The 17,372-nt window shown below is 75.0% G+C and carries 20 protein-coding genes; 8 read left to right on the top strand and 12 right to left on the bottom strand.

Features of this window, described 5'->3' with window-relative positions:
- Nucleotides 1–2: 2 nt before the first annotated feature.
- A complete protein-coding gene (locus tag F6X68_RS07765; protein WP_121399025.1) occupies nt 3–395 on the bottom strand; it encodes a cupin domain-containing protein in 393 nt (130 codons plus the stop codon).
- Between the two features lie 243 nt (nt 396–638).
- A complete protein-coding gene (locus F6X68_RS07760; RefSeq protein WP_151453607.1) occupies nt 639–1,124 on the bottom strand; it encodes a septum formation initiator in 486 nt (161 codons plus the stop codon).
- Between the two features lie 102 nt (nt 1,125–1,226).
- Between F6X68_RS07760 and F6X68_RS07755 the strand changes: the two genes are divergently transcribed.
- The 4 genes from F6X68_RS07755 (at nt 1,227) to F6X68_RS07740 (ending at nt 5,208) form a co-directional block, all read left to right on the top strand.
- The gene (locus tag F6X68_RS07755) at nt 1,227–1,922 is read left to right on the top strand and encodes a response regulator transcription factor (protein ID WP_151453606.1); all 696 of its coding nucleotides are present in this window, start codon (nt 1,227–1,229) and stop codon (nt 1,920–1,922) included.
- A complete protein-coding gene (locus F6X68_RS07750) occupies nt 1,919–3,196 on the top strand; it encodes a HAMP domain-containing sensor histidine kinase (RefSeq protein ID WP_151453605.1) in 1,278 nt (425 codons plus the stop codon). Before F6X68_RS07755 ends, F6X68_RS07750 begins: the two co-directional genes overlap by 4 nt.
- A 115-nt stretch (nt 3,197–3,311) precedes the next feature.
- Nucleotides 3,312–3,863, top strand: a complete 552-nt coding sequence (locus tag F6X68_RS07745) for a PepSY domain-containing protein (RefSeq protein WP_151453604.1) — start codon at nt 3,312–3,314, stop codon at nt 3,861–3,863.
- 247 nt (nt 3,864–4,110) lie between these two features.
- A complete protein-coding gene (locus F6X68_RS07740) occupies nt 4,111–5,208 on the top strand; it encodes a hypothetical protein (RefSeq protein ID WP_192581318.1) in 1,098 nt (365 codons plus the stop codon).
- Between the two features lie 43 nt (nt 5,209–5,251).
- Here the strand turns inward: F6X68_RS07740 and F6X68_RS07735 are convergent, their stop codons facing one another.
- Nucleotides 5,252–5,533 carry an adhesin gene (locus tag F6X68_RS07735; RefSeq protein WP_132233810.1) on the bottom strand — a complete coding sequence of 94 codons (282 nt, stop codon included), beginning with the start codon at nt 5,531–5,533 and terminating at the stop codon, nt 5,252–5,254.
- Between the two features lie 181 nt (nt 5,534–5,714).
- Nucleotides 5,715–6,788 carry an NAD(P)-binding domain-containing protein gene (locus tag F6X68_RS07730; protein ID WP_151453603.1) on the bottom strand — a complete coding sequence of 358 codons (1,074 nt, stop codon included), beginning with the start codon at nt 6,786–6,788 and terminating at the stop codon, nt 5,715–5,717.
- 134 nt (nt 6,789–6,922) lie between these two features.
- On the opposite strand from F6X68_RS07730, the gene dacB reads away from it, so the two are divergent.
- Nucleotides 6,923–8,506 (top strand): D-alanyl-D-alanine carboxypeptidase/D-alanyl-D-alanine-endopeptidase, encoded by a 1,584-nt coding sequence (dacB, locus tag F6X68_RS07725; protein WP_151453602.1) that lies wholly within the window; start codon nt 6,923–6,925, stop codon nt 8,504–8,506.
- Between the two features lie 38 nt (nt 8,507–8,544).
- On the opposite strand, the gene F6X68_RS07720 is transcribed toward dacB, so the two are convergent.
- The 5 genes from F6X68_RS07720 to F6X68_RS07700 all read right to left on the bottom strand — a co-directional run bounded on the left by F6X68_RS07720 (nt 8,545) and on the right by F6X68_RS07700 (nt 11,778).
- Nucleotides 8,545–8,871, bottom strand: a complete 327-nt coding sequence (locus tag F6X68_RS07720) for a hypothetical protein (RefSeq protein WP_192581317.1) — start codon at nt 8,869–8,871, stop codon at nt 8,545–8,547.
- 161 nt (nt 8,872–9,032) lie between these two features.
- On the bottom strand, nt 9,033–9,377 hold the full coding sequence (locus F6X68_RS07715) for a DUF1330 domain-containing protein (protein ID WP_151453601.1): 345 nt from the start codon (nt 9,375–9,377) through the stop codon (nt 9,033–9,035).
- 116 nt (nt 9,378–9,493) lie between these two features.
- Nucleotides 9,494–9,925, bottom strand: coding sequence for a nitroreductase family deazaflavin-dependent oxidoreductase (locus F6X68_RS07710; protein ID WP_132233802.1), 432 nt, complete (start codon nt 9,923–9,925; stop codon nt 9,494–9,496).
- Between the two features lie 98 nt (nt 9,926–10,023).
- Nucleotides 10,024–10,983, bottom strand: coding sequence for a hypothetical protein (locus F6X68_RS07705; protein WP_225852051.1), 960 nt, complete (start codon nt 10,981–10,983; stop codon nt 10,024–10,026).
- Nucleotides 10,984–11,184: 201 nt separating this feature from the next.
- Nucleotides 11,185–11,778 carry a pentapeptide repeat-containing protein gene (locus F6X68_RS07700; RefSeq protein WP_151453600.1) on the bottom strand — a complete coding sequence of 198 codons (594 nt, stop codon included), beginning with the start codon at nt 11,776–11,778 and terminating at the stop codon, nt 11,185–11,187.
- Nucleotides 11,779–11,857: 79 nt separating this feature from the next.
- Here F6X68_RS07700 and F6X68_RS07695 point away from each other — a divergent pair, with 79 nt between their 5' ends.
- On the top strand, nt 11,858–13,090 hold the full coding sequence (locus F6X68_RS07695) for a serine hydrolase (protein WP_151453599.1): 1,233 nt from the start codon (nt 11,858–11,860) through the stop codon (nt 13,088–13,090).
- 6 nt (nt 13,091–13,096) lie between these two features.
- On the opposite strand, the gene F6X68_RS07690 is transcribed toward F6X68_RS07695, so the two are convergent.
- Nucleotides 13,097–13,975 (bottom strand): hypothetical protein, encoded by an 879-nt coding sequence (locus F6X68_RS07690; RefSeq protein WP_151453598.1) that lies wholly within the window; start codon nt 13,973–13,975, stop codon nt 13,097–13,099.
- A 177-nt stretch (nt 13,976–14,152) separates the two neighbouring features.
- Between F6X68_RS07690 and F6X68_RS07685 the strand changes: the two genes are divergently transcribed.
- The gene (locus F6X68_RS07685) at nt 14,153–14,794 is read left to right on the top strand and encodes an NAD(P)-dependent oxidoreductase (protein WP_132233794.1); all 642 of its coding nucleotides are present in this window, start codon (nt 14,153–14,155) and stop codon (nt 14,792–14,794) included.
- A 39-nt stretch (nt 14,795–14,833) separates the two neighbouring features.
- On the opposite strand, the gene F6X68_RS07680 is transcribed toward F6X68_RS07685, so the two are convergent.
- The gene (locus tag F6X68_RS07680) at nt 14,834–15,298 is read right to left on the bottom strand and encodes a PPOX class F420-dependent oxidoreductase (protein ID WP_151453597.1); all 465 of its coding nucleotides are present in this window, start codon (nt 15,296–15,298) and stop codon (nt 14,834–14,836) included.
- An 84-nt stretch (nt 15,299–15,382) separates the two neighbouring features.
- Complete coding sequence (locus F6X68_RS07675; protein WP_151453596.1) at nt 15,383–16,024, bottom strand: DUF6642 family protein; 642 nt, start codon at nt 16,022–16,024, stop codon at nt 15,383–15,385.
- A 304-nt stretch (nt 16,025–16,328) separates the two neighbouring features.
- Between F6X68_RS07675 and F6X68_RS07670 the strand changes: the two genes are divergently transcribed.
- Nucleotides 16,329–17,117 (top strand): D-Ala-D-Ala carboxypeptidase family metallohydrolase, encoded by a 789-nt coding sequence (locus tag F6X68_RS07670; protein ID WP_151453595.1) that lies wholly within the window; start codon nt 16,329–16,331, stop codon nt 17,115–17,117.
- Nucleotides 17,118–17,372 lie beyond the last annotated feature (255 nt).

Raw genomic sequence — 17,372 nt, 5'->3', positions numbered from 1 at the left:
GGTCAGGAGGTGGGCGGCTCGTCCTCGCCGGCGGCCTCGGCGGCGTCGGCCTCCTCCTTGGTCCGGTGCACCGCCTGGTCGGCGTGCTCGGGCGGGCCGTAGACCGTGTAGAGCACCAGCGGGTTGGGGCCGGTGTTGACGAAGTTGTGCTTCGTGCCGGCCGGCACCACCACCAGGTCGCCCTGCACGACCTCGCGCTTCTCCCCCGCCACCTGCGCCTCGCCCGTACCGCTGACGAAGGTCAGGATCTGGTCGATGTCCTCGTGGACCTCCTCGCCGATCTCACCACCCGGCGGAATCGTCATGATCACCAGCTGGGTGTGCTCACCGGTCCACAGCACCCGCCGGAAGTCCGGGCTCTTCTCGGCGACGGTCGCGATAGTGAAATGCTCCATGCCGACGCACATACCCGCTGCGGCCCGACGCCACGCCGGGACTCGCAGATGGTGGAATTCGCCACTCCTCGGGGGTTTCGATCCCTGATGGACGGGGATCGAGGGAGTAGCCGGCGCACGGTGGCCGGTCGAGCCAGGTCCCCGCCGGCGTACCGCCGTACGGCTGCGGTGGTGGGAGACGGCCAGAGCGCGGCGACGTTCCGATCCCCGGGATCCGAACGGCGCCGCGCGCTCGTGTCCGGCTCAGTCGTCGTCCTCGACCGACACCGGCTCCAGGCCCACGCAGCGCAGCTTCAGCTCGAACTCCCCGGACGGGCCGGCGAAGGCGACCTCCACGTCGTCGTCCGGCCCCGGTTCCGCGTCCGAGACCCGGTAGCCCGGCGCGGGCGTCCAGGAGACCAGCCGTACCCCGCCCGGCCCGCACTCGACCACCGCGCTGCCACCCGTCGTGGCGAAGGCCCGACGTGCTCCCGCCGGAGTCGAGCCCGTCGCTCCCGGCGACGGCGGCCCGCCGGTCCCGCCCGCCGTCGGAAACGACGGGCCGCCGGCCCCGGGGACGGTGGGCCCGGGCGAGGCCAGGGCCCGCTCGATCTCCTCCTGGCTGAGCACCCCGCCCGGGGTGCCGGCGATGCTCTCCCCCACCCACCGGATCGCGGCCACCCCGATCAGGGTGGCGAGGGCGGCGGTGGCCAGCCACCCGGCGACGGCGAGGAACGAACGGCGGCGCATGCCCCGAGTCTGACCGATCCGAGGTTGGGACGGGCACCGGACGAGGCTAAGGGAGGGTTAACGTCCGGGCCGGCGCGCCGCGTGGCGGCTAGCCTGCCACCTGTGGCCCGCCTGCTGCTCATCGAGGACGACCTGACGATCCGAACGCCGCTGCTGCGGGCACTGCGCGAGCGGGGGCACGCGGTGGCCGCCGCCTCGACGGCGATGACCGGCCTGCGCGACGCGCTGGACGACCGGCCCGACCTGGTGGTGCTCGACCTGGGACTGCCCGATCTGGACGGCCGGGAGCTGCTGCGGATGCTCCGCGCGGTCAGCGCCGTGCCCGTGATCGTCGCGACCGCCCGCGACGACGAGACCGAGATCGTCGGGGTGCTCGACGCCGGGGCGGACGACTACGTGGTGAAGCCGTTCACGGCCGCGCAGCTCGACGCGCGGATCCGGGCGGTGCTCCGGCGCGGGAGCGGGTCCGCCCCGGAGGAGGACCCGGCGCTGGTGGTGGGCGGGCTGCGGGTCGACCCGCGGTCGCGGCAGGTCACCCTGGACGGTGCGCCCGTCGAGCTGACCCCGCGCGAGTTCGACCTGCTGCACCACCTCGCGGGCCGGCCCGGCCAGGTGGTCACCAAGCGGGAGCTGCTCGCCGAGGTGTGGCGGGTCCCGTACGGCGGCGCCGACAAGACCGTGGACGTGCACCTGTCCTGGCTGCGGCGCAAGCTCGGGGAGAGCGCGCAGGCGCCCCGCTACCTGCACACCGTCCGGGGCGTCGGGGTCCGGCTCGAAGCGCCGGGGAGCGCCGGATGAGGGCCCGGCTGGCGCTGCTGGTCGCCGCGGTCAGCGTGCTCACCCTGGTCGCCTTCCTGGTGCCGCTGGCGCTGCTGGTGCGTACGGTCGCGGCGGACCGGGCCACCGTGCGGGCCACGGCCGACGCGCAGAGCCTCGTCACCGTCGTCGGTACCGCCGACACCGCGACGATCCGGCTGACCGTCGACCAACTGGCCACGGAGTCCGCGCGGCCGGTCACGGTGTTCCTGCCAGACGGCACCGTGCTCGGCGCCCCGGCCCCCCGTACGGCCGCAGTGGCGCTGGCGGAGCGGGGGCAGAGCCTCACCGCCGAGTCCGGGCGGGGGCGCGAGGTGGTGATCGCCGTGCAGGGCCGCCCGGACGGCACCGGCGTGATCCGCACGGTGGTACCGCCCGCCGAGCTGACCGCCGGGGTGACCCGGTCCTGGCTGGTCCTGGCCCTGCTCGGCGTGCTGCTGGTGCTGATCGGGCTGGCCGTCGCCGACCGGCTGGCCCGCACCCTGGTCCGGCCGATCGGTGAGCTCTCGGCGGTGTCGCACCGGCTGGCGAACGCGGAACTGGCCGCGCGCGTCACGCCCGCCGGGCCGCGGGAGCTGCGCGAGGTCGCCGGCGCCCTCAACCACCTCGCCGGCCGGATCCAGGTGCTGCTGGTGCAGGAGCGGGAGGAGGTCGCGGACCTCTCGCACCGCCTGCGCACCCCGCTGACAGCGCTCCGCCTGGAGGCCGAGTCGCTGCGCGACCCGGAGGACGCCGCCCGGGTGACCGCGGCCGTGGACGGGCTGGAGCGGGCGGTCACGGGCCTGATCCGACAGGCCCGGTGGCGCGTGCCGACGGCCGGAGCGGCCAGCGCCGACGCGGCGGCCGTGGTGGCCGAGCGGGTGGCGTTCTGGTCGGTGCTGGCCGAGGACACCGGGCGGGCCGTGACGCTCGACCTGGCGCCTGGGCCGCTGCCGGTGGGCGTACCCGCCGACGAACTGGCGGCGGCGGTGGACGCCCTGCTCGGCAACGTCTTCGCGCACACCCCGGACGGCACCGCGTTCACCGTCCGGCTGACGGCGGAGGAGGCGGGCCGGGCGGCGCTGGTCGTGGCGGACGAGGGCCCGGGGATGCCGCCCGGCACGATCGGCCGGGGCGCGAGCACGGCCGGCTCGACCGGCCTGGGCCTGGACATCGCCCGCCGCGCCGCCCAGTCCAGCGGTGGCCGCCTCACCCTGCACGCCGCGCCCTCCGGGGGCGCCGAGGTGCGCCTCGAACTGGGCCCGCCCCCGTCCTGACCCGTCCTCCGGTCCGGGCCCGGACAGGCTTAACCCGGCCTTAGCGTTCGGGCAGCGTGGCGCTATCCGGACGGGCGCGATCCTGGGAACCAGCAACCGAGGAAGGGTGAACGAGATGAAGCGCAAGTCCCTGATGCTGGCGTCGCTCGGAGGCGCGGCCGTGCTCGTCGTGACCGGTGCGACCTTCGGCGTCGCGGCGGCCGACAACGGCGCGGCCCGGGCGACCACCCTGGCCGCCGCCACCACCGCCCCGACGACCCCGACGACCCCGGCCACGCCGGGCACCCCGAGCGGCACCGGGAGCAGCGCCCCGGCGACGAGCGGCGCCCCGACCGCCAGCGGCACCCCGGCGGCGCCCAGCTCCCCGTCGGGCAGTGCTGCGCCGGCCACCGGCGGCGACGCGGTGAGCGAGCAGCGGGCCGGCGAGATCGCGCTGGCCCGGGCGGGCGGCGGCAAGATCGTCGAGGTCGAGCGCGAGGACGAGGACGGCCGGGCCGTGTGGAGCGTCGAGATCGTGGCCGGGCAGACCGAGCACGAGATCGACGTCGACCGGGGCGACGGCACGGTGGTCAAGGCCGAGCAGGAGCCGGTCGACGACGACGATGACGACGACGACCGGGACGACGACGATGACGACTCGGACGACGACGACGGCGACGACGACTGACCCGTGGCCGGTAGCGCCGCCGTCCCGCACTGCGGGGCGGCGGTGTCGTCGTTGCGGGCTGCGGCGGCGGTGTCGTCGTTGCGGGCTGCGCGGCGCGTGGGTGCGGCGGGCGGGCCCGGCCCAGGAAACGGCGCCGGCGACCCGACGCCCTCCGGGCGAGCTGTCGCCGCCGGATGCCGCCCGCCCCGGCGGGCGGGACGGGCCGGTCGGCCCTGTGACCGACACCGATGTCTGGCTACATTGGGGTATGGTGCCCGCCCACGAGGGCCGGGCGGCGGAACCGGTCTACCGCCCCATCCTCGCCAATCGGCGGGGTGAGCTGGAGGCGCTCGGTCATCTCGACGACGTCGTCGCCCCCCTGCTCGCCCCGGTCCTCCAGGTGTCCGTCCTCGACCAGTTCACGCTTGACGTGCTCCGTCGGCTGCCCGACGGGCTGCTCACGGCGGTCGACGTCACCGGCCTGCCCGACGTCCCGGAGGCCGAACTGGTCCGCTGGGGCGTACCGCTGGTGCCGGTGATCGGGCTCGCGGACAGTGACCGGCGCCTGGTGGCGCACGGTGCCGCGGCCCGGGCCCACGCCCAGCGGGCGGTCGTCCGGCTGCGGGTCGGGCACGATCGCGCCGGCCCGGACGCGGCCACGGCGGCGGCGGAACGGGTCTGGCGGCTCACCGGCCTGGTGCCCGAGCAGTGCGACCTGCTCCTCGACGCGGGCGACGTGTGCTGCCGGGCCGACGTACGGGTGGCCGAGCCCCGGGTCCGCCGGTTGTCGGAGTGGGCCCGCCGGCACGCCTGGTCCTCCGTGAGCGTGGCGGCGGGCGGGATGCCCCCGGCGGTGTCCGCCCTGCCCACCGACGAACCGGTACGCGTCGACCGCTGGGACTGGCAGCTCTGGCAGCGGCTGGCCGACCTCGGCGTCGGGTACGGCGACTACGGCGTCGGCTCCGCGGTGCCCGGCGCCGACCAGGCGGGAGACCGGCTGCCCACCGTCCGCTACACCACCGACGGCGCCTGGTGGGTGTACCGCTGGTCGCGGCGGGGCGGACGCGGCGACGACCGCTTCGCGGACCTGTGCCGCACCGTGGTCTCGGCGCCGCACTGGCCGGCCACGGGCGCGGCCTTCTCCTGGGGTGACCACGAGATCCTGCGGCGGGCCCGCCGGGGCGCCGGTGCCGGGTCTGCCAGCAACTGGGCGGCGTGGAGCACCTCGCACCACCTGGCGCACGTGCTGGCCGCGCTGCCGCAGCGGGGGCGGGAGTCCCGGCCGTGGCGATCCGATCAGGCGCCGCCGGAGCGGGGCCGTCCCGCCCGGCCGCACCGCAACGGGGAGACCCGCCGGGCCGGCTGAGCGCCTCCCCGCCGGGCACCGGTGCGGAGGCGGCGCCCGGCCGTCACTGCTTCTCGGTGAACCCGAACTGCACGATGCCCTCGTCGTCGACGCTCGCGTCCACCGACGCGTCGCCGAGCAGCTCGGCGGCGTCGGAGTCCAGGAAGATGCGGGCGCCCTGATTGTCGACCACGTGGTCGCCCTCGATCGGTTCGGCGACCAGTTCGACGGTGAGCGAACCCGCGTCGGTGTCGGCGGCGATCCGCACTCCGCCGTCCTCGGCGACGTCCTGCTGGTTGGCGAGGTCTCGGATGACCAGCACGGCGTTGTCGGTCATGGTGAGCATGGCGGAACTCCTCGTGGATTCTCGGATTCGCGGTGCGGGACCGGGACTCGGCCCGCGGGCGAGCACACGTGGGAGGCGATGGAAGGGCGACACGCACATCGCCGTCGCGCTTCGGGGCAGCTCAGGGCCCCTCCACGGCCTACGGTGCCCCCTGCCGGGGCATCCGTCAAATAGAGCGGGGTCAGTGCACGGCACGGGCCGGGGCGAACCGGGCCCGGATCTCGCGTACCGCCGCGCGGCCCGCCCGGTTGGCGCCGATCGTGCTCGCGGAGGGGCCGTACCCGATCAGGTGAATCCGCTCGTCGGCGACCACCCGGGTGCCGTCCATCGTGATACCGCCGCCCGGCGCGCGCAGGCGCAGCGGCGCGAGATGGTCCAGCGCAGCCCGGAAACCGGTGCACCACAGGATCACGTCGGCGGGCACGAACCGTCCGTCGTCCCAGGCCACCCCGTCCGGCGTGATCCGGTCGAAGACGGGTAACCGGTCGAGCACGCCGCGCTCGCGCAGCCGGCGCAGTTCCGGCGTGAGCGGCAGCCCGGTCACGCCGACCACGCTGTCCGGCGGGCGGCCCGCGCGTACCGCCGCGTCGACCAGGGCCACCGCCGCACGCCCCCGCTCGGGGGTGAACTCCTCGTCGCGGAAGTCGGGCGGGCGCCGGGTCACCCAGGTGGTGCCGGCGGCCACGGTGGAGACCTCGGCGAGCAACTGCACGGCCGACGTCCCGCCGCCCACCACCACGACCCGCCGGCCGGCGAACTCCGCCGGTCCCCGGTAGTCGGCCGTGTGCAACTGCCGGCCCCGGAAGGTCGACCGGCCGGGGTAGTGCGGCCAGAACGGTCGGGTCCAGGTGCCGGTGGCGTTGACCAGGGCACGGGTGGTCCAGGAGCCGTGGTCGGTGTGCACGGCGAGCCGGCCGTCGGCCCGGTCGCGCACCTCCCGGACCCGCACGGGCCGCCGCACCGGCAGGTCGAACTCGCGCTCGTACGCGGCGAAGTAGGCGCTGACCACCTCGGCCGCCGGCCGGTCGGGTCCCGCCACCGGGAAGGGCAGGCCGGGCAGGTCGTGGAAGCCGTGCACCCGGTCGAGCCGCAGCGTGGGCCAGCGGTGCCGCCACGCCCCGCCCGGCCCGTCGCCCCCGTCGAGGATCACGAAGCCGTCCCCGGGGGCGAACCCGGCGCGGGCCAGGTGGTGGCCGGCGGAGAGGCCGGCCTGCCCGGCCCCGATCACCAGCACGTCGACGGAGCGCTCGTCCATGCCGGGTACAACACGGGCGGGCCGGCCCCGCTGCCCGCCGGGAGCGTCTCGCCGGTCACAGCCCGCCGGGCCCACGGAAATTTCTTTCCATCGACGCTCTTTTCTGGCAGATACCTGCATGGCAGCATCACCCCATGCATCGTCGTCTCTTCCCCCGGACGCTCGCGCTGGTGGCACTCGTCGCCGCCGCAGCCACGGCGGGCGCGCCCACCGCCACCGCCGAGTCCCCGACCCCCGCGGCGACCCGGCTGAACGCCACCATCGACGCGATCCTCGCCGACAGCCGGCTGGCCGGGGCGCAGGCCTCGGTGGTGGTCAAGGACGCGACCACCGGAGAGACGGTCTACCACCGCAACGGCGACCGCCGCCTGGTGCCCGCCTCCAACACCAAGCTGCTGACCTCGGCGGCAGCGCTGGAACTGCTCGGGCCGGGCCACCACTTCAGCACCGAGGTGCGGACCAGCGGCGCCCGCCGGGCGGGCCTGGTCTCCGGCAACCTCTACCTGCGCGGCGGCGGCGACCCGACCATGCTCGCCGCCGACTACGACGCGCTGGCCGCGCGGGTCGCCGCCGCAGGCGTCCGGGTGGTCACCGGCAACCTGGTGGCCGACGACACCCGCTACGACAGCACCCGCCTCGGCCCCGACTGGACCTGGGACGACGAGCCGTACTACTACGCCGCGCAGGTCTCCGCCCTGACCGTGGCGCCGGACACCGACTACGACGCGGGCACCGTCATCGTCCACGCCGCCCCCGGCGCGACCGCCGGCGCGCGTCCGGTCGTCACCACCACCCCGGCCACCCGGTACCTGAAGATCGACAACCGGGCCGAGACGGTCGCCGGCGGGGAGACGTCGGTCTCCTTCGAGCGCGCGCACGGCAGCAACACGGTCGTGGTGACCGGGCAGATCGCGCTCGGCGCCGCGCCGGCGAACGACTGGGTCAGCGTCTGGGAGCCCACCGGCTACGCCGCCGACGTCTTCCGGTCGGCGCTGCGCCGGCACGGCGTACGGGTGCTCGGTCAGACGGTGCTCGGCCAGGCCACCCCGGAGGGCGCGGCCGAGGTGGCGCGGCACCGCTCGATGCCCCTGGCCCAACTGATGGTGCCGTTCCTCAAGCTGTCCAACAACGGGCACGCCGAGGTGCTGACCAAGGAGATCGGCCGGGTGCTCTCCGGCTCCGGCACCTGGTCGGCCGGGCTGACCGCGATCAGCGAGTACGTCGCCGACGCCGGGATGGACACCGGCACGCTGCGCCAGCGCGACGGCTCCGGACTCTCCCGGCGCAACCTCATCCCCGCCGACGAGTTCGTGGACCTGCTCACCGCCGTGCGCGACGAGCCCTGGTTCGACACCTGGTACGCGGCCCTGCCGGTCGCCGGCGAGGCGGACCGGTTCGTCGGCGGCACGCTGCGCAGCCGGATGCGGGGCACGGCGGCGGCGGGCAACGTGCACGCCAAGACTGGCAGCCTGACCGGCGTCTCCGGCCTCTCCGGCTACGTCACCGACGCCGACGGGCGGGTGCTGGCGTTCTCGATCCTGCTCAACAACTACCTGGCCTCCTCCGTGAAGACGCTGGAGGACCAGATCGCGATCGCCCTGGCCTCGTACACGGGCAGGGGCGTGACCGGCGCGCGGGCCGCGGCCCCGACGGCGCCCGACACCCCCCGGGTCCCGGAGGGCCTGGAGTGCGCCTGGGTCAAGCCGAACGCCTGCTGACCGGCCGGCGGGGCCCGGTGCGGGGGCCCCGCCGGCGCTCAGGCGCCGGGGCGGTGCGGCAGCTCGGCCGCCGGGTCGCCGCGCTCGATCAGCGCGGCGATCTCGGCGGGACGCAGGCCGCGCTGCGCCAGCACCCGGGCACCCCAGCGGTGCAGCCGGCACGGGTGCGGGCTGGCGTCGTTGCGGCAGACCGTCCCGCCGGACCAGTGCCGGGGCGCGTGCACCACGACCGCCCGCACGGCGAACTGGGCGTCCTCGACGGTCACGTACGGCGGCAGCGGGATATCCCGGAGCACCTCCCCGGACGGCTCCCCGGCGCCCCGGGGGGCGGTCGGACGGACGGTGCGGGCGGTGACGCTGCTCATCGGTGTGGCCTCCACAAGGGATGGTCGGAGATGGACAGCAGAAAGTTACGACAGGCGCGACGCGGCGCGACGGACAAACTGTCCCGCAGGGTGGACACGGACCCGCCCGCCGGCACCGGACGGCGGTCCGGGCGGGACCGCCGTCGGGGCGGAGCCGCCGGTCAGCCGGCCGCCCGCTCCCGCAGCCGGGCGGCCGTCCGGCGGGGGTCGTAGTCGGGGGCGACGCCGTCGACGATCAGCGCCGCACCCGGGATGTGCCGGGTGCGCAGCGGCAGGATCTCCTGGTACGCCGGCGAGTCGTACCAGGCCCGGGCCCGGTCCAGGTCGGGGAACTCGATGATGACCACGGTGCCCGGCCAGTCGCCCTCCCTGACCTCCACCTCGGCGCCGTGCACCCGGAACCGGCCGCCGAACGGGTCCAGCGTGGCCTGGATCCGCTCGATGTAGGTGAGGATGTCCTCGTGGGCCGGGGTGTCGTAGAGGTGGGCGAGCGCGAACGCGGGCATGGTGCCTCCCGGGAGCCGGTCCGCCCGGCCGGACGACCGGGGCGGTACGCCGAGTCTCCCGCCGGCGCGTGCCCGGCGTCGATTACCCATGGGGTAACGACGGCGGGTCGCCCCGCTCAGACGCGGTCGAGCACGACGACGGGGATCTCCCGGTCGGTCTTCTCCTGGTACTCGTCGTACGCCGGCCAGATGGCGGCCATCGTGGACCACATGCGCGGCTTCTCCCCCGCCGTCGCGGTACGCGCCCGCGCGGTGAACCGCTCGGCGCCCACCTGCACCTCGACCAGCGGCTCGTCGAGCAGGTTGAGGTACCAGGCCGGGTGCTTCGGGTCGCCGCCCTGCGAGGCGACGACCAGGTAGGCGTCGCCGTCGCGGCCGTAGATCAGCGCGGTGCGGCGCAGCTTCCCGCTGCGCCGTCCCCGGGTGGTCAGCAGCAGCGTGAAGACCCCGGGCTGCCACTCGTGCCCCTCGGCGCCGCCGGTCTCGACGTACCGCCGGATGTGGTCGGCCACCCAGCCCTGCGGGCTGTCCAGCACCTGCTCGCCCATCGGCCCTCCCGTTCGCCCTCGCGCACCCGGTCGTCGCGATCACGCTACTCCGGGCAGCGGCCGGTCGCCGGGCGAACGGGGCCGCCCGGGCACCCGGGTCATCCCAGCGCGACCGCCTGGACGCCGACGTTGCCGCAGTCGTCACTGAACGCCTGCTCCACCGTCCAGGTCAGCACCAGCCGGCTGCCCTTCGGCGCCTGGAACCGGATGGTGAACTCGGTGGACCGGCTGGTGTGCCGGTCCTCGATCCGCAGGGTCCGGCTCGGACCACCGACGGAGAGGCGGGCGTCCAGCCGGCCCCGGGCCATCCACACCCCGCCGTACAGCCGGACGGTGCGCGCCTGGCCGTCGGCGGCCACCGCGAGCGTGAAGCCGCTGCCGGCGCCGCACCGGTAGACCCCGTGCGGCGAACCGCTCGCCGACGCCACCGGGCTGCCGTCGCGCCAGCTGAAGCTCTCCTGGTTGTCGTCCCAACCGCCCCGCCGGCCGGTGCCGCCCTCGTCGCGGATCTCGCCGGAGCCGCCGCGCTTGCGGACCGTCGACTCCGCGCCGCGCAGGCCCCAGTGGAGCCAGTCGCGGCGGCCCACCGTGGTCAGGTCGACCTCGCCCGGCGCCTCGGCCATGCTGGCGGCGAGCACCGCCCGCACCGGTGGCGCCGACGTCGACGGCGTGGGTGGCGTGGGTGGCGTCGGGGACGGGCTCGGCGGACGCTGCCGGGGCCGCAGCCCGGGCGAGACCAGGCCGGCGTCGAGGTCGCGCCCCTCCACCCCGGGAAAGCCGCTCGGCCGGCCGGCGTCCGCCGGTACGTCGCCGGCGGTCTCCCCGCCCTGCTCGGGGTCGCCGGCGGTCAGGTACGACACGAGGGCGACCAGGCAGGCGACCACGGCGATCCCCTCGACGGCCCACCGGCGGCGCTGCCTGGCCCGGGCCAGCCGCCGCAGGCCGGTGCGGGTGTGCCCGGCCGGCGGAAGGGGCGGTTGCCGGGTCCCGGGCGGGGCTGCCGGGTCGCCGTGTCCCGACGGCCGGATGTGCTGTCGGGTGAGGTCTTCCTCCGCCACCGGCCCTCCACTCCCCACCGGCCCCGGCCGGACGCGGACGTCCATTGTGGGCGGCCCGCGCCCGCACCGCCACGTCCGTCGCGCCGGACGGACGGGCGTGTCCAGTTCGTCACCGGACGGTAGCGGACATCGACCAGGACGGTGGTCTCGGGTCGGTGCCGCCGGCCCGGCAGGCGATCGGGACGCCCGGGGTCGGCTCTCTCAGCGGATCTCGAAGCCCAGCGCCTGCGCGATCACCATGGCCTGCGCGGCGTCGACGATCGCCCCGGCCCGCTCCACCGCCGTCGGGTCGAGCGCGGTCAGGTCGCTGCCGCGCAGGTCGGCCCCGGTCAGCCGGCAGCGGTGCAGTTGCGCGGCGGAGAGGTCGACGCCGGTCACCGTGGCCCCGGTCAGGTTGGCCCCGGTCAGGTCCGCCTCGCGCATCCGCACGTCCGTGATGCGGACCCCGCGCAGGTCGGCCCCGGGCAGCGCGACGAACGACCAGTCGCCGCCGGCGACCGTCAGCGGTCGCAGGTCGCACTGGGTGAAGGTGCTGCCCACGAGCTTGCAGCCGGTGAACTCCGCCTCGAAGAGGTTGCACCGCTGGAAGGTGCAGCGGGTGAAGGCCGAGTCGGTGTGCCGGGAGGAGTTGAAGCGCGTGTTGCCGAAGGTGCAGCCGTCGAAGACCGCGCCCCGGCTCACCGCCTCGGACAGGTCGACGTCGAAGAACGTGCAGCGGACGAAGTGCCGGTCCACCAGCTCCTCGGCGTACCAGTCCTCGTTGCGGAAGGTCTCGTCCTCGGTCAGCTCGGGCATCGGGCCAGGCTATCGAGGTGGTGGGACAACGGCGGGCTGCCCCTTCCGGCGAGGCGTACCGGCTAGTAGTTTCGGCGACGTGAGTGTGGCACGCAGCATCGACCCGGACCAGATCGGCTTCGACCCGGCGCGGTTGGCGCGCATCGACGAGCACTTCGGCAGGTACGTCGACGACGGTCGCCTCGCCGGCTGGCAGGTGCTGGTCACCCGCCGCGGCGAAATCGCCCACTCGTCGACGTACGGGCTGCGCGACGCGGAGGCGGGCAGGCCCGTCGAGGCGGACACGCTCTGGCGCATCTACTCGATGACCAAGCCGGTCACCTCCGTCGCCGCGATGATCCTGTGGGAGGAGGGCCGCTTCGAGCTGACCGACGAGATCAGCCGGTGGCTGCCCGAGTTCGCCGACCTGCGGGTCTACTCCAAGGGCTCGGCGCTCAAGCCCTTCACGGTGCCGGCGGCCGAGCCGATCCGGGTGTGGCACCTGCTCACCCACACCGCCGGCCTGACGTACGGCTTCATGCAGACCTCGGTGGTCGACGGCATCTACCGGGCCGCCGGCTACGACCTGTACCCGCCGGCGGACGTCGACCTGGCGACGGCCTGCCAGGCGTTCGGCGAGCTGCCCCTGCTGTTCCAGCCCGGCACCGCGTGGGGCTACTCGGTCGCCACCGACGTGCTCGGCCGGCTCGTGGAGGTGGTCTCCGGGCAGAGCCTGGACGCCTTCTTCGCCGACCGGATCTTCCGCCCGCTGGGCATGACCGACACGCACTGGTGGGCCGAGGGCGACACCGCCGACCGGCTCGCCGCCCTCTACGCGCCCGACCCGCGCACCGGCCGCGCGTTCCGCTACGACAAGCTGGGCGCCCTGGCGTACGAGAAGCCGCTGCTGCTCTCCGGCGGCGGCGGCCTGATCTCCAGCGCCGCCGACTACCACCGGTTCACCCAGATGCTGCTGCGCGGCGGCGAGCTGGACGGGGCACGCCTGCTGGGGCCGCGCACGGTGCGCTTCATGACCCGCAACCACCTGCCCGGCGGGCAGGACCTGGAGACCCTCTCCGCCGGTGGTTTCGCCGAGACCACCCTCGACGGGATCGGCTTCGGGCTCGGCTTCGCCGTGGTCGACGACCCCGTGCCGAGCCGGGTGCCGAGCAGCCCCGGCGAGTACTACTGGGGCGGCGTGGCGAGCACGGCCTTCTGGGTCGACCCGGCCGAGGAGGTCACGGCCCTGTTCTTCACCCAGCTCATGCCGTCGAGCACCTACCCGATCCGGCCACAGCTGCGGCAGCTCGTCTACTCCGCCCTGGTCGACTGAGCCGGGTCACCGCTGCCGGCACTCCTCCGTCCCGTCCGGGGACGTCCAGCACTCCGTGCGCACCCCGGCCGCGCCGGTGACCCGGAAGGGGCGTCCCGCGTCGTCGACCGTGACGGTGCCGATGCGTCCCTGCGCAGCCCAGTCCACCTCGACCTTCCAGTCGCAGTCGCAGTTCTCCGTGTAGCCGATGACGAGGAACGTCTCGGCGTCGGACAGGGACACCCGGTACGGGAAGCGGATCTCCCTGCGCTCGTGCTCGGGGACGAACTCCTCGCCCTCCTCGAACAGGCCGGCCGTGAGCAGGGGAGGATCCTCGTCCAGGGTCGCGTGGACCCACCGGTAGGCCGTCGGGCCGCCTCCGCCCGGGGCGGCGAACACGCCCCGCAGGGCGGGACGCCGCGCCACCACCCGCACCCGCAGGTCGGTGAGGGTCACCTGGGCCTCGTCGACCCCCTGCACCGTGAAGGAGACGTGCTGCCGGGAGGCCGGCACTGCGGCGGCATCCCTGGCCCACCGCGACCAGTCTTCCGACCAGGCCGGTCGTGCGGGGACGTGCGCCAACGGCGCCTCGACCACCCAGCCGTCCGGCGGGTCGTGGCCGACGCGGACCGCAACCGTGAACGGCAGCGCGTCGGGGTCGGGCGGAGGCGGCGGGGGCGTGACGGGAAGGAGTCCCCAGGCGAGGAGCCAGGCGGTCAGCATCGCCGTGACGACGGCCGCGAGGACCCCGGCGAACCAGCGGCCGGCGGGCGGCCCGGCAGGCGAGAGCCGGCGCACCAGTGCCCGCACCCGGTCGGACCGGGCCGGCCTCGGCCCCTCCGACTGCCCCTCCACCGGACCGGGACGCCCGGTCGGCGCTTCGGGCGGGTCACGTTGCTCCGTCATGGCGCCACCCCCGCCTCCAACGTCACGGTCCGACACCAGTGCACCCCGAAGCGTGCGACGACGCAAGGGGCGGTTGCGCCGCGCGGGATCCACGGTCCGCCAGCGCGCGATGTCGCCGGTCAATAGCCTGGAGACGAGCCACGTCCGCCGGGCCGGACGGGCCTGGCGGGAGGCGGTATGAGCAACATCGTCGTGTTCGGCGCGGGTGGCACCGCGGGATCGCGGATCGCCGCCGAGGCGGTGGGCCGGGGGCACCGGGTCACCGCGGCGGTGCGCCGGCCGGAGGCCACCTCGTACCTGCCGCCGGCGGTCACGGTGGTCACCGGGGACGCCACCAGCGAGCGGAGCGTACGGGAACTGGCGCCCGACACGGACGCCATGGTGGTGGCGATCGGCGGCGGTGAGCACGCCCTCTGGCTCGACGCGGCGCGCAACCTGGTCGGCGCGCTGCGCGGCATGCCGGCCGCGCCCCGGATCATCCACGTGGGCGGCGGCTCGACCCTGCTCACCCCGAAGGGCACCCGCTACCTCGACGAGCCGGACTTCCCCGAGGAGTACCGCGAGGCGGCGCGGGGGCAGGCCGAGGCCCTCGACTTCTACCGCTCCTCGGCCGACGGGGTGACCTGGACGTACGTCTCGCCGCCGCCGCTGGAGTTCCATCCGGGCGAGCGCACCGGGCACTACCGCACCGGCGGCGACCAGCCGGTGACCGACCACGAGGGCCGCTCGGTGCTCAGCTACGAGGACCTGGCGGTGGCGATCGTGGACGAGATCGAACAGCCGCGCCACGAGAACGCCCGCTTCACCGCCGCGTACTGAGTGGCGCGGGGCGGCCGCAGCGGTGCCGTGGGCGCTGGATCAGTCGGCGAGGCGGGCGGGGAAGCCGCCGGTGGCGATCGGGCCCCAGGCGTCGATGGTGACCCGGATCAGCGACTTGCCCTGGCGGACCATCGCCGCCCGGTACTCGTCCCAGTCCGGGTGCTCGCCCGAGATGCAGCGGAAGTACTCCACGAGCGGCTCCAGCGCCGCCGGCAGGTCCAGCACCTCGGCGGTGCCGTCGAGCTGCACCCACGGGCCGTTCCAGTCGTCGGAGAGCACGCACGCCGACACCCGTGGGTCGCGGCGGATGTTGGCGACCTTGGCCCGCTCGGGATAGGTGGAGATCACCAACCGGCCCTCGCCGTCCACCCCGGCGGACACCGGGGACGACTGCGGCCGACCGTCGGCGCGGGTGGTCATGAGCACCACCCGGTGCCGCGGTCGGAGGAACTCGGTCAGCCCGGCCCGGTCGATCCGGGTGTTCGTCGCGATGCTGCGTGCCATCGTTCGTTCCTACCAGGGCTTCCGTCGCACGGCGACCGCACCGGACGGAACGGGCCCGACGCACACCGGGATCGCGCGGCGGCCTCAGCGGGGTCGCGGGGCGGCGCGGTTGGCGGCGGGCTGGGCCGGCACCCGGGGGCGGACCGAGGGCCGCCAGGCGCGGCCGTTGGCGTAGATCACCCGGAAGCCGAGGTACGAGGCGAGGGGCGCCCAGTGCGCGGAGCCCATCCGCAGCTCGGCGGCGTTGTGGCGCTGCCCGTTGGCCAGCACGTCGAGCAGGACGGTCTCGAAGGCGGCCGACTCGACCCAGTCCACCTCCCGGGTGTACCCGCAGATCAGGGCCGCTCCGGTGGCGTCGAGGAAGTCCCGCAGCACCGCGTCGGAGGCGCGCAGCACCGAACAGCTGCCGAAATAGAGCCGCCGACCCTCGCAGCGGCCCGCCATCAGCTCGGCGACGTCGGCGAGCGCCACCGATTCCCAGTCGGTGAGGCAGAGCCGACTCGGCTCGCCGTGCATGGCGAAGAAGCCGACCCGGTGGTCGGCGTACTGCTTGAGCAGCCAGCGGTCGACGAAGTAGAAGAGTTCGTCGCGGGTGGCCGCGTCCTTGTGGATGAAACGTATCTTCCCGAGCCGTTCGAGCAGTTCCAGGGTGGGCAGGACGGAGCCGCGCTCGTTGAGGTCGCGGTGCCACTGGCCCTCGATGCAGAAGACGCCACCACGTGCCATGCCGCCCCCTCCCCCGGTCCCGCCGGCGCTGACGTTACCGGGTCGGGCCGGCGGGAGAACATCACCCGGCGCGTGCCGACCTGCGGCCTTGCGTGCGGTTCGCGCTTTCCTGTGGCCTGTTGCCGATCAATGGGCGTTTCGCAATTCGCGTAATGCCCAGGCAACACCCAGGAACGGCGAATCGTGAGGACAATTCTCGTTAATCGCCGCGAACCATCCGTCGGCCTGCCAGGGTGGAAATGCGGGACGGGCAGGCCGATGTCCCGGATGCCACCCCATTCCCACTCCTATCGGGAGGACTTCTGTGCGCGTTAACACCCTGAAACGGGCGGCTGTCGCATTCGCCCTGGCGTTGCCGGCAGCCGCTGTCGCCACGGTGGTCGCCGCGCCAGCGGCCCATGCCGACGGCTGCTACACGTGGCAGCGCAACCTCTACCAGGGGCGCTCCGGCGACGACGTCCGCCAGTTGCAGATCCGGGTCGCCGGGTGGGCCGGCAACCGGGACATCGTGGAGAACGACGGCCGCTACGGACCGAAGACCGCCGCCGCGGTCAAGCGGTTCCAGGCCGCGTACGGGCTGCGCGCCGACGGCATCGCCGGACCGCAGACGTACGGCAAGCTCTACGACCTCCAGGACGACGACTGCACGCCACGGCACTTCAGCTACAGCGAGATGGACGACGGCTGCGGTCGCGGGGGCTGGAGCGGCGGTCCGCTCTCCGCCGCGCAGACCCGGCAGAACGCGCTGCGCACGATGTGGAAGCTGGAGGCGTTGCGGCGCAGCCTCGGCGACAAGCCCCTCCTCGTCAGCAGCGGTTTCCGCAGCCGCGCCTGCAACAACCAGGTCGGCGGGGCGTCCGACAGCCAGCACCTCTACGGCAACGCCGCCGACGTGGTGTCGCGCACCAGCTCGCTGTGCCAGATCGCCCGCGACGCCCGCAACCGGGGCTTCAGCGGGATCTACGGTCCCGGTTACCCGGACCACGACGACCACGTGCACGTGGACTCGCGGCGGGAGAACAACAGCGACGACACCTCGAACACCACCAGCTGGTCCGCGCCGGACTGCGGCATCGGCGCCGGCCGCGACTGAGCCGGTCGGACAGGCCACGCCGAACCGGGCGGACAGGCACCACGCGCCGAGCCGGTCCGGACAGGCCACGCCGAGCCGGACGAACGACGACGCCGGCCCGGGCGCGGGTGCCACCCCGCGCACCGGGCCGGCGTCGTGTCCCCGGGTCCCGCCGAGCGGGCGTACCTCCGCCCGGCGTGCCGGGGACCGGCGGTCCCGCCGGCGGACGAATCCGCTCAGCTCGCCCGGGGCCAGCGCGGCGCGGGGGCGGGGGGA

It is taken from the genome of Micromonospora sp. AMSO12t, from assembly GCF_008806585.1.
Lineage (GTDB): Bacteria > Actinomycetota > Actinomycetes > Mycobacteriales > Micromonosporaceae > Micromonospora > Micromonospora reichwaldensis.
This window is presented reverse-complemented; position numbering and strand designations above follow the sequence as displayed.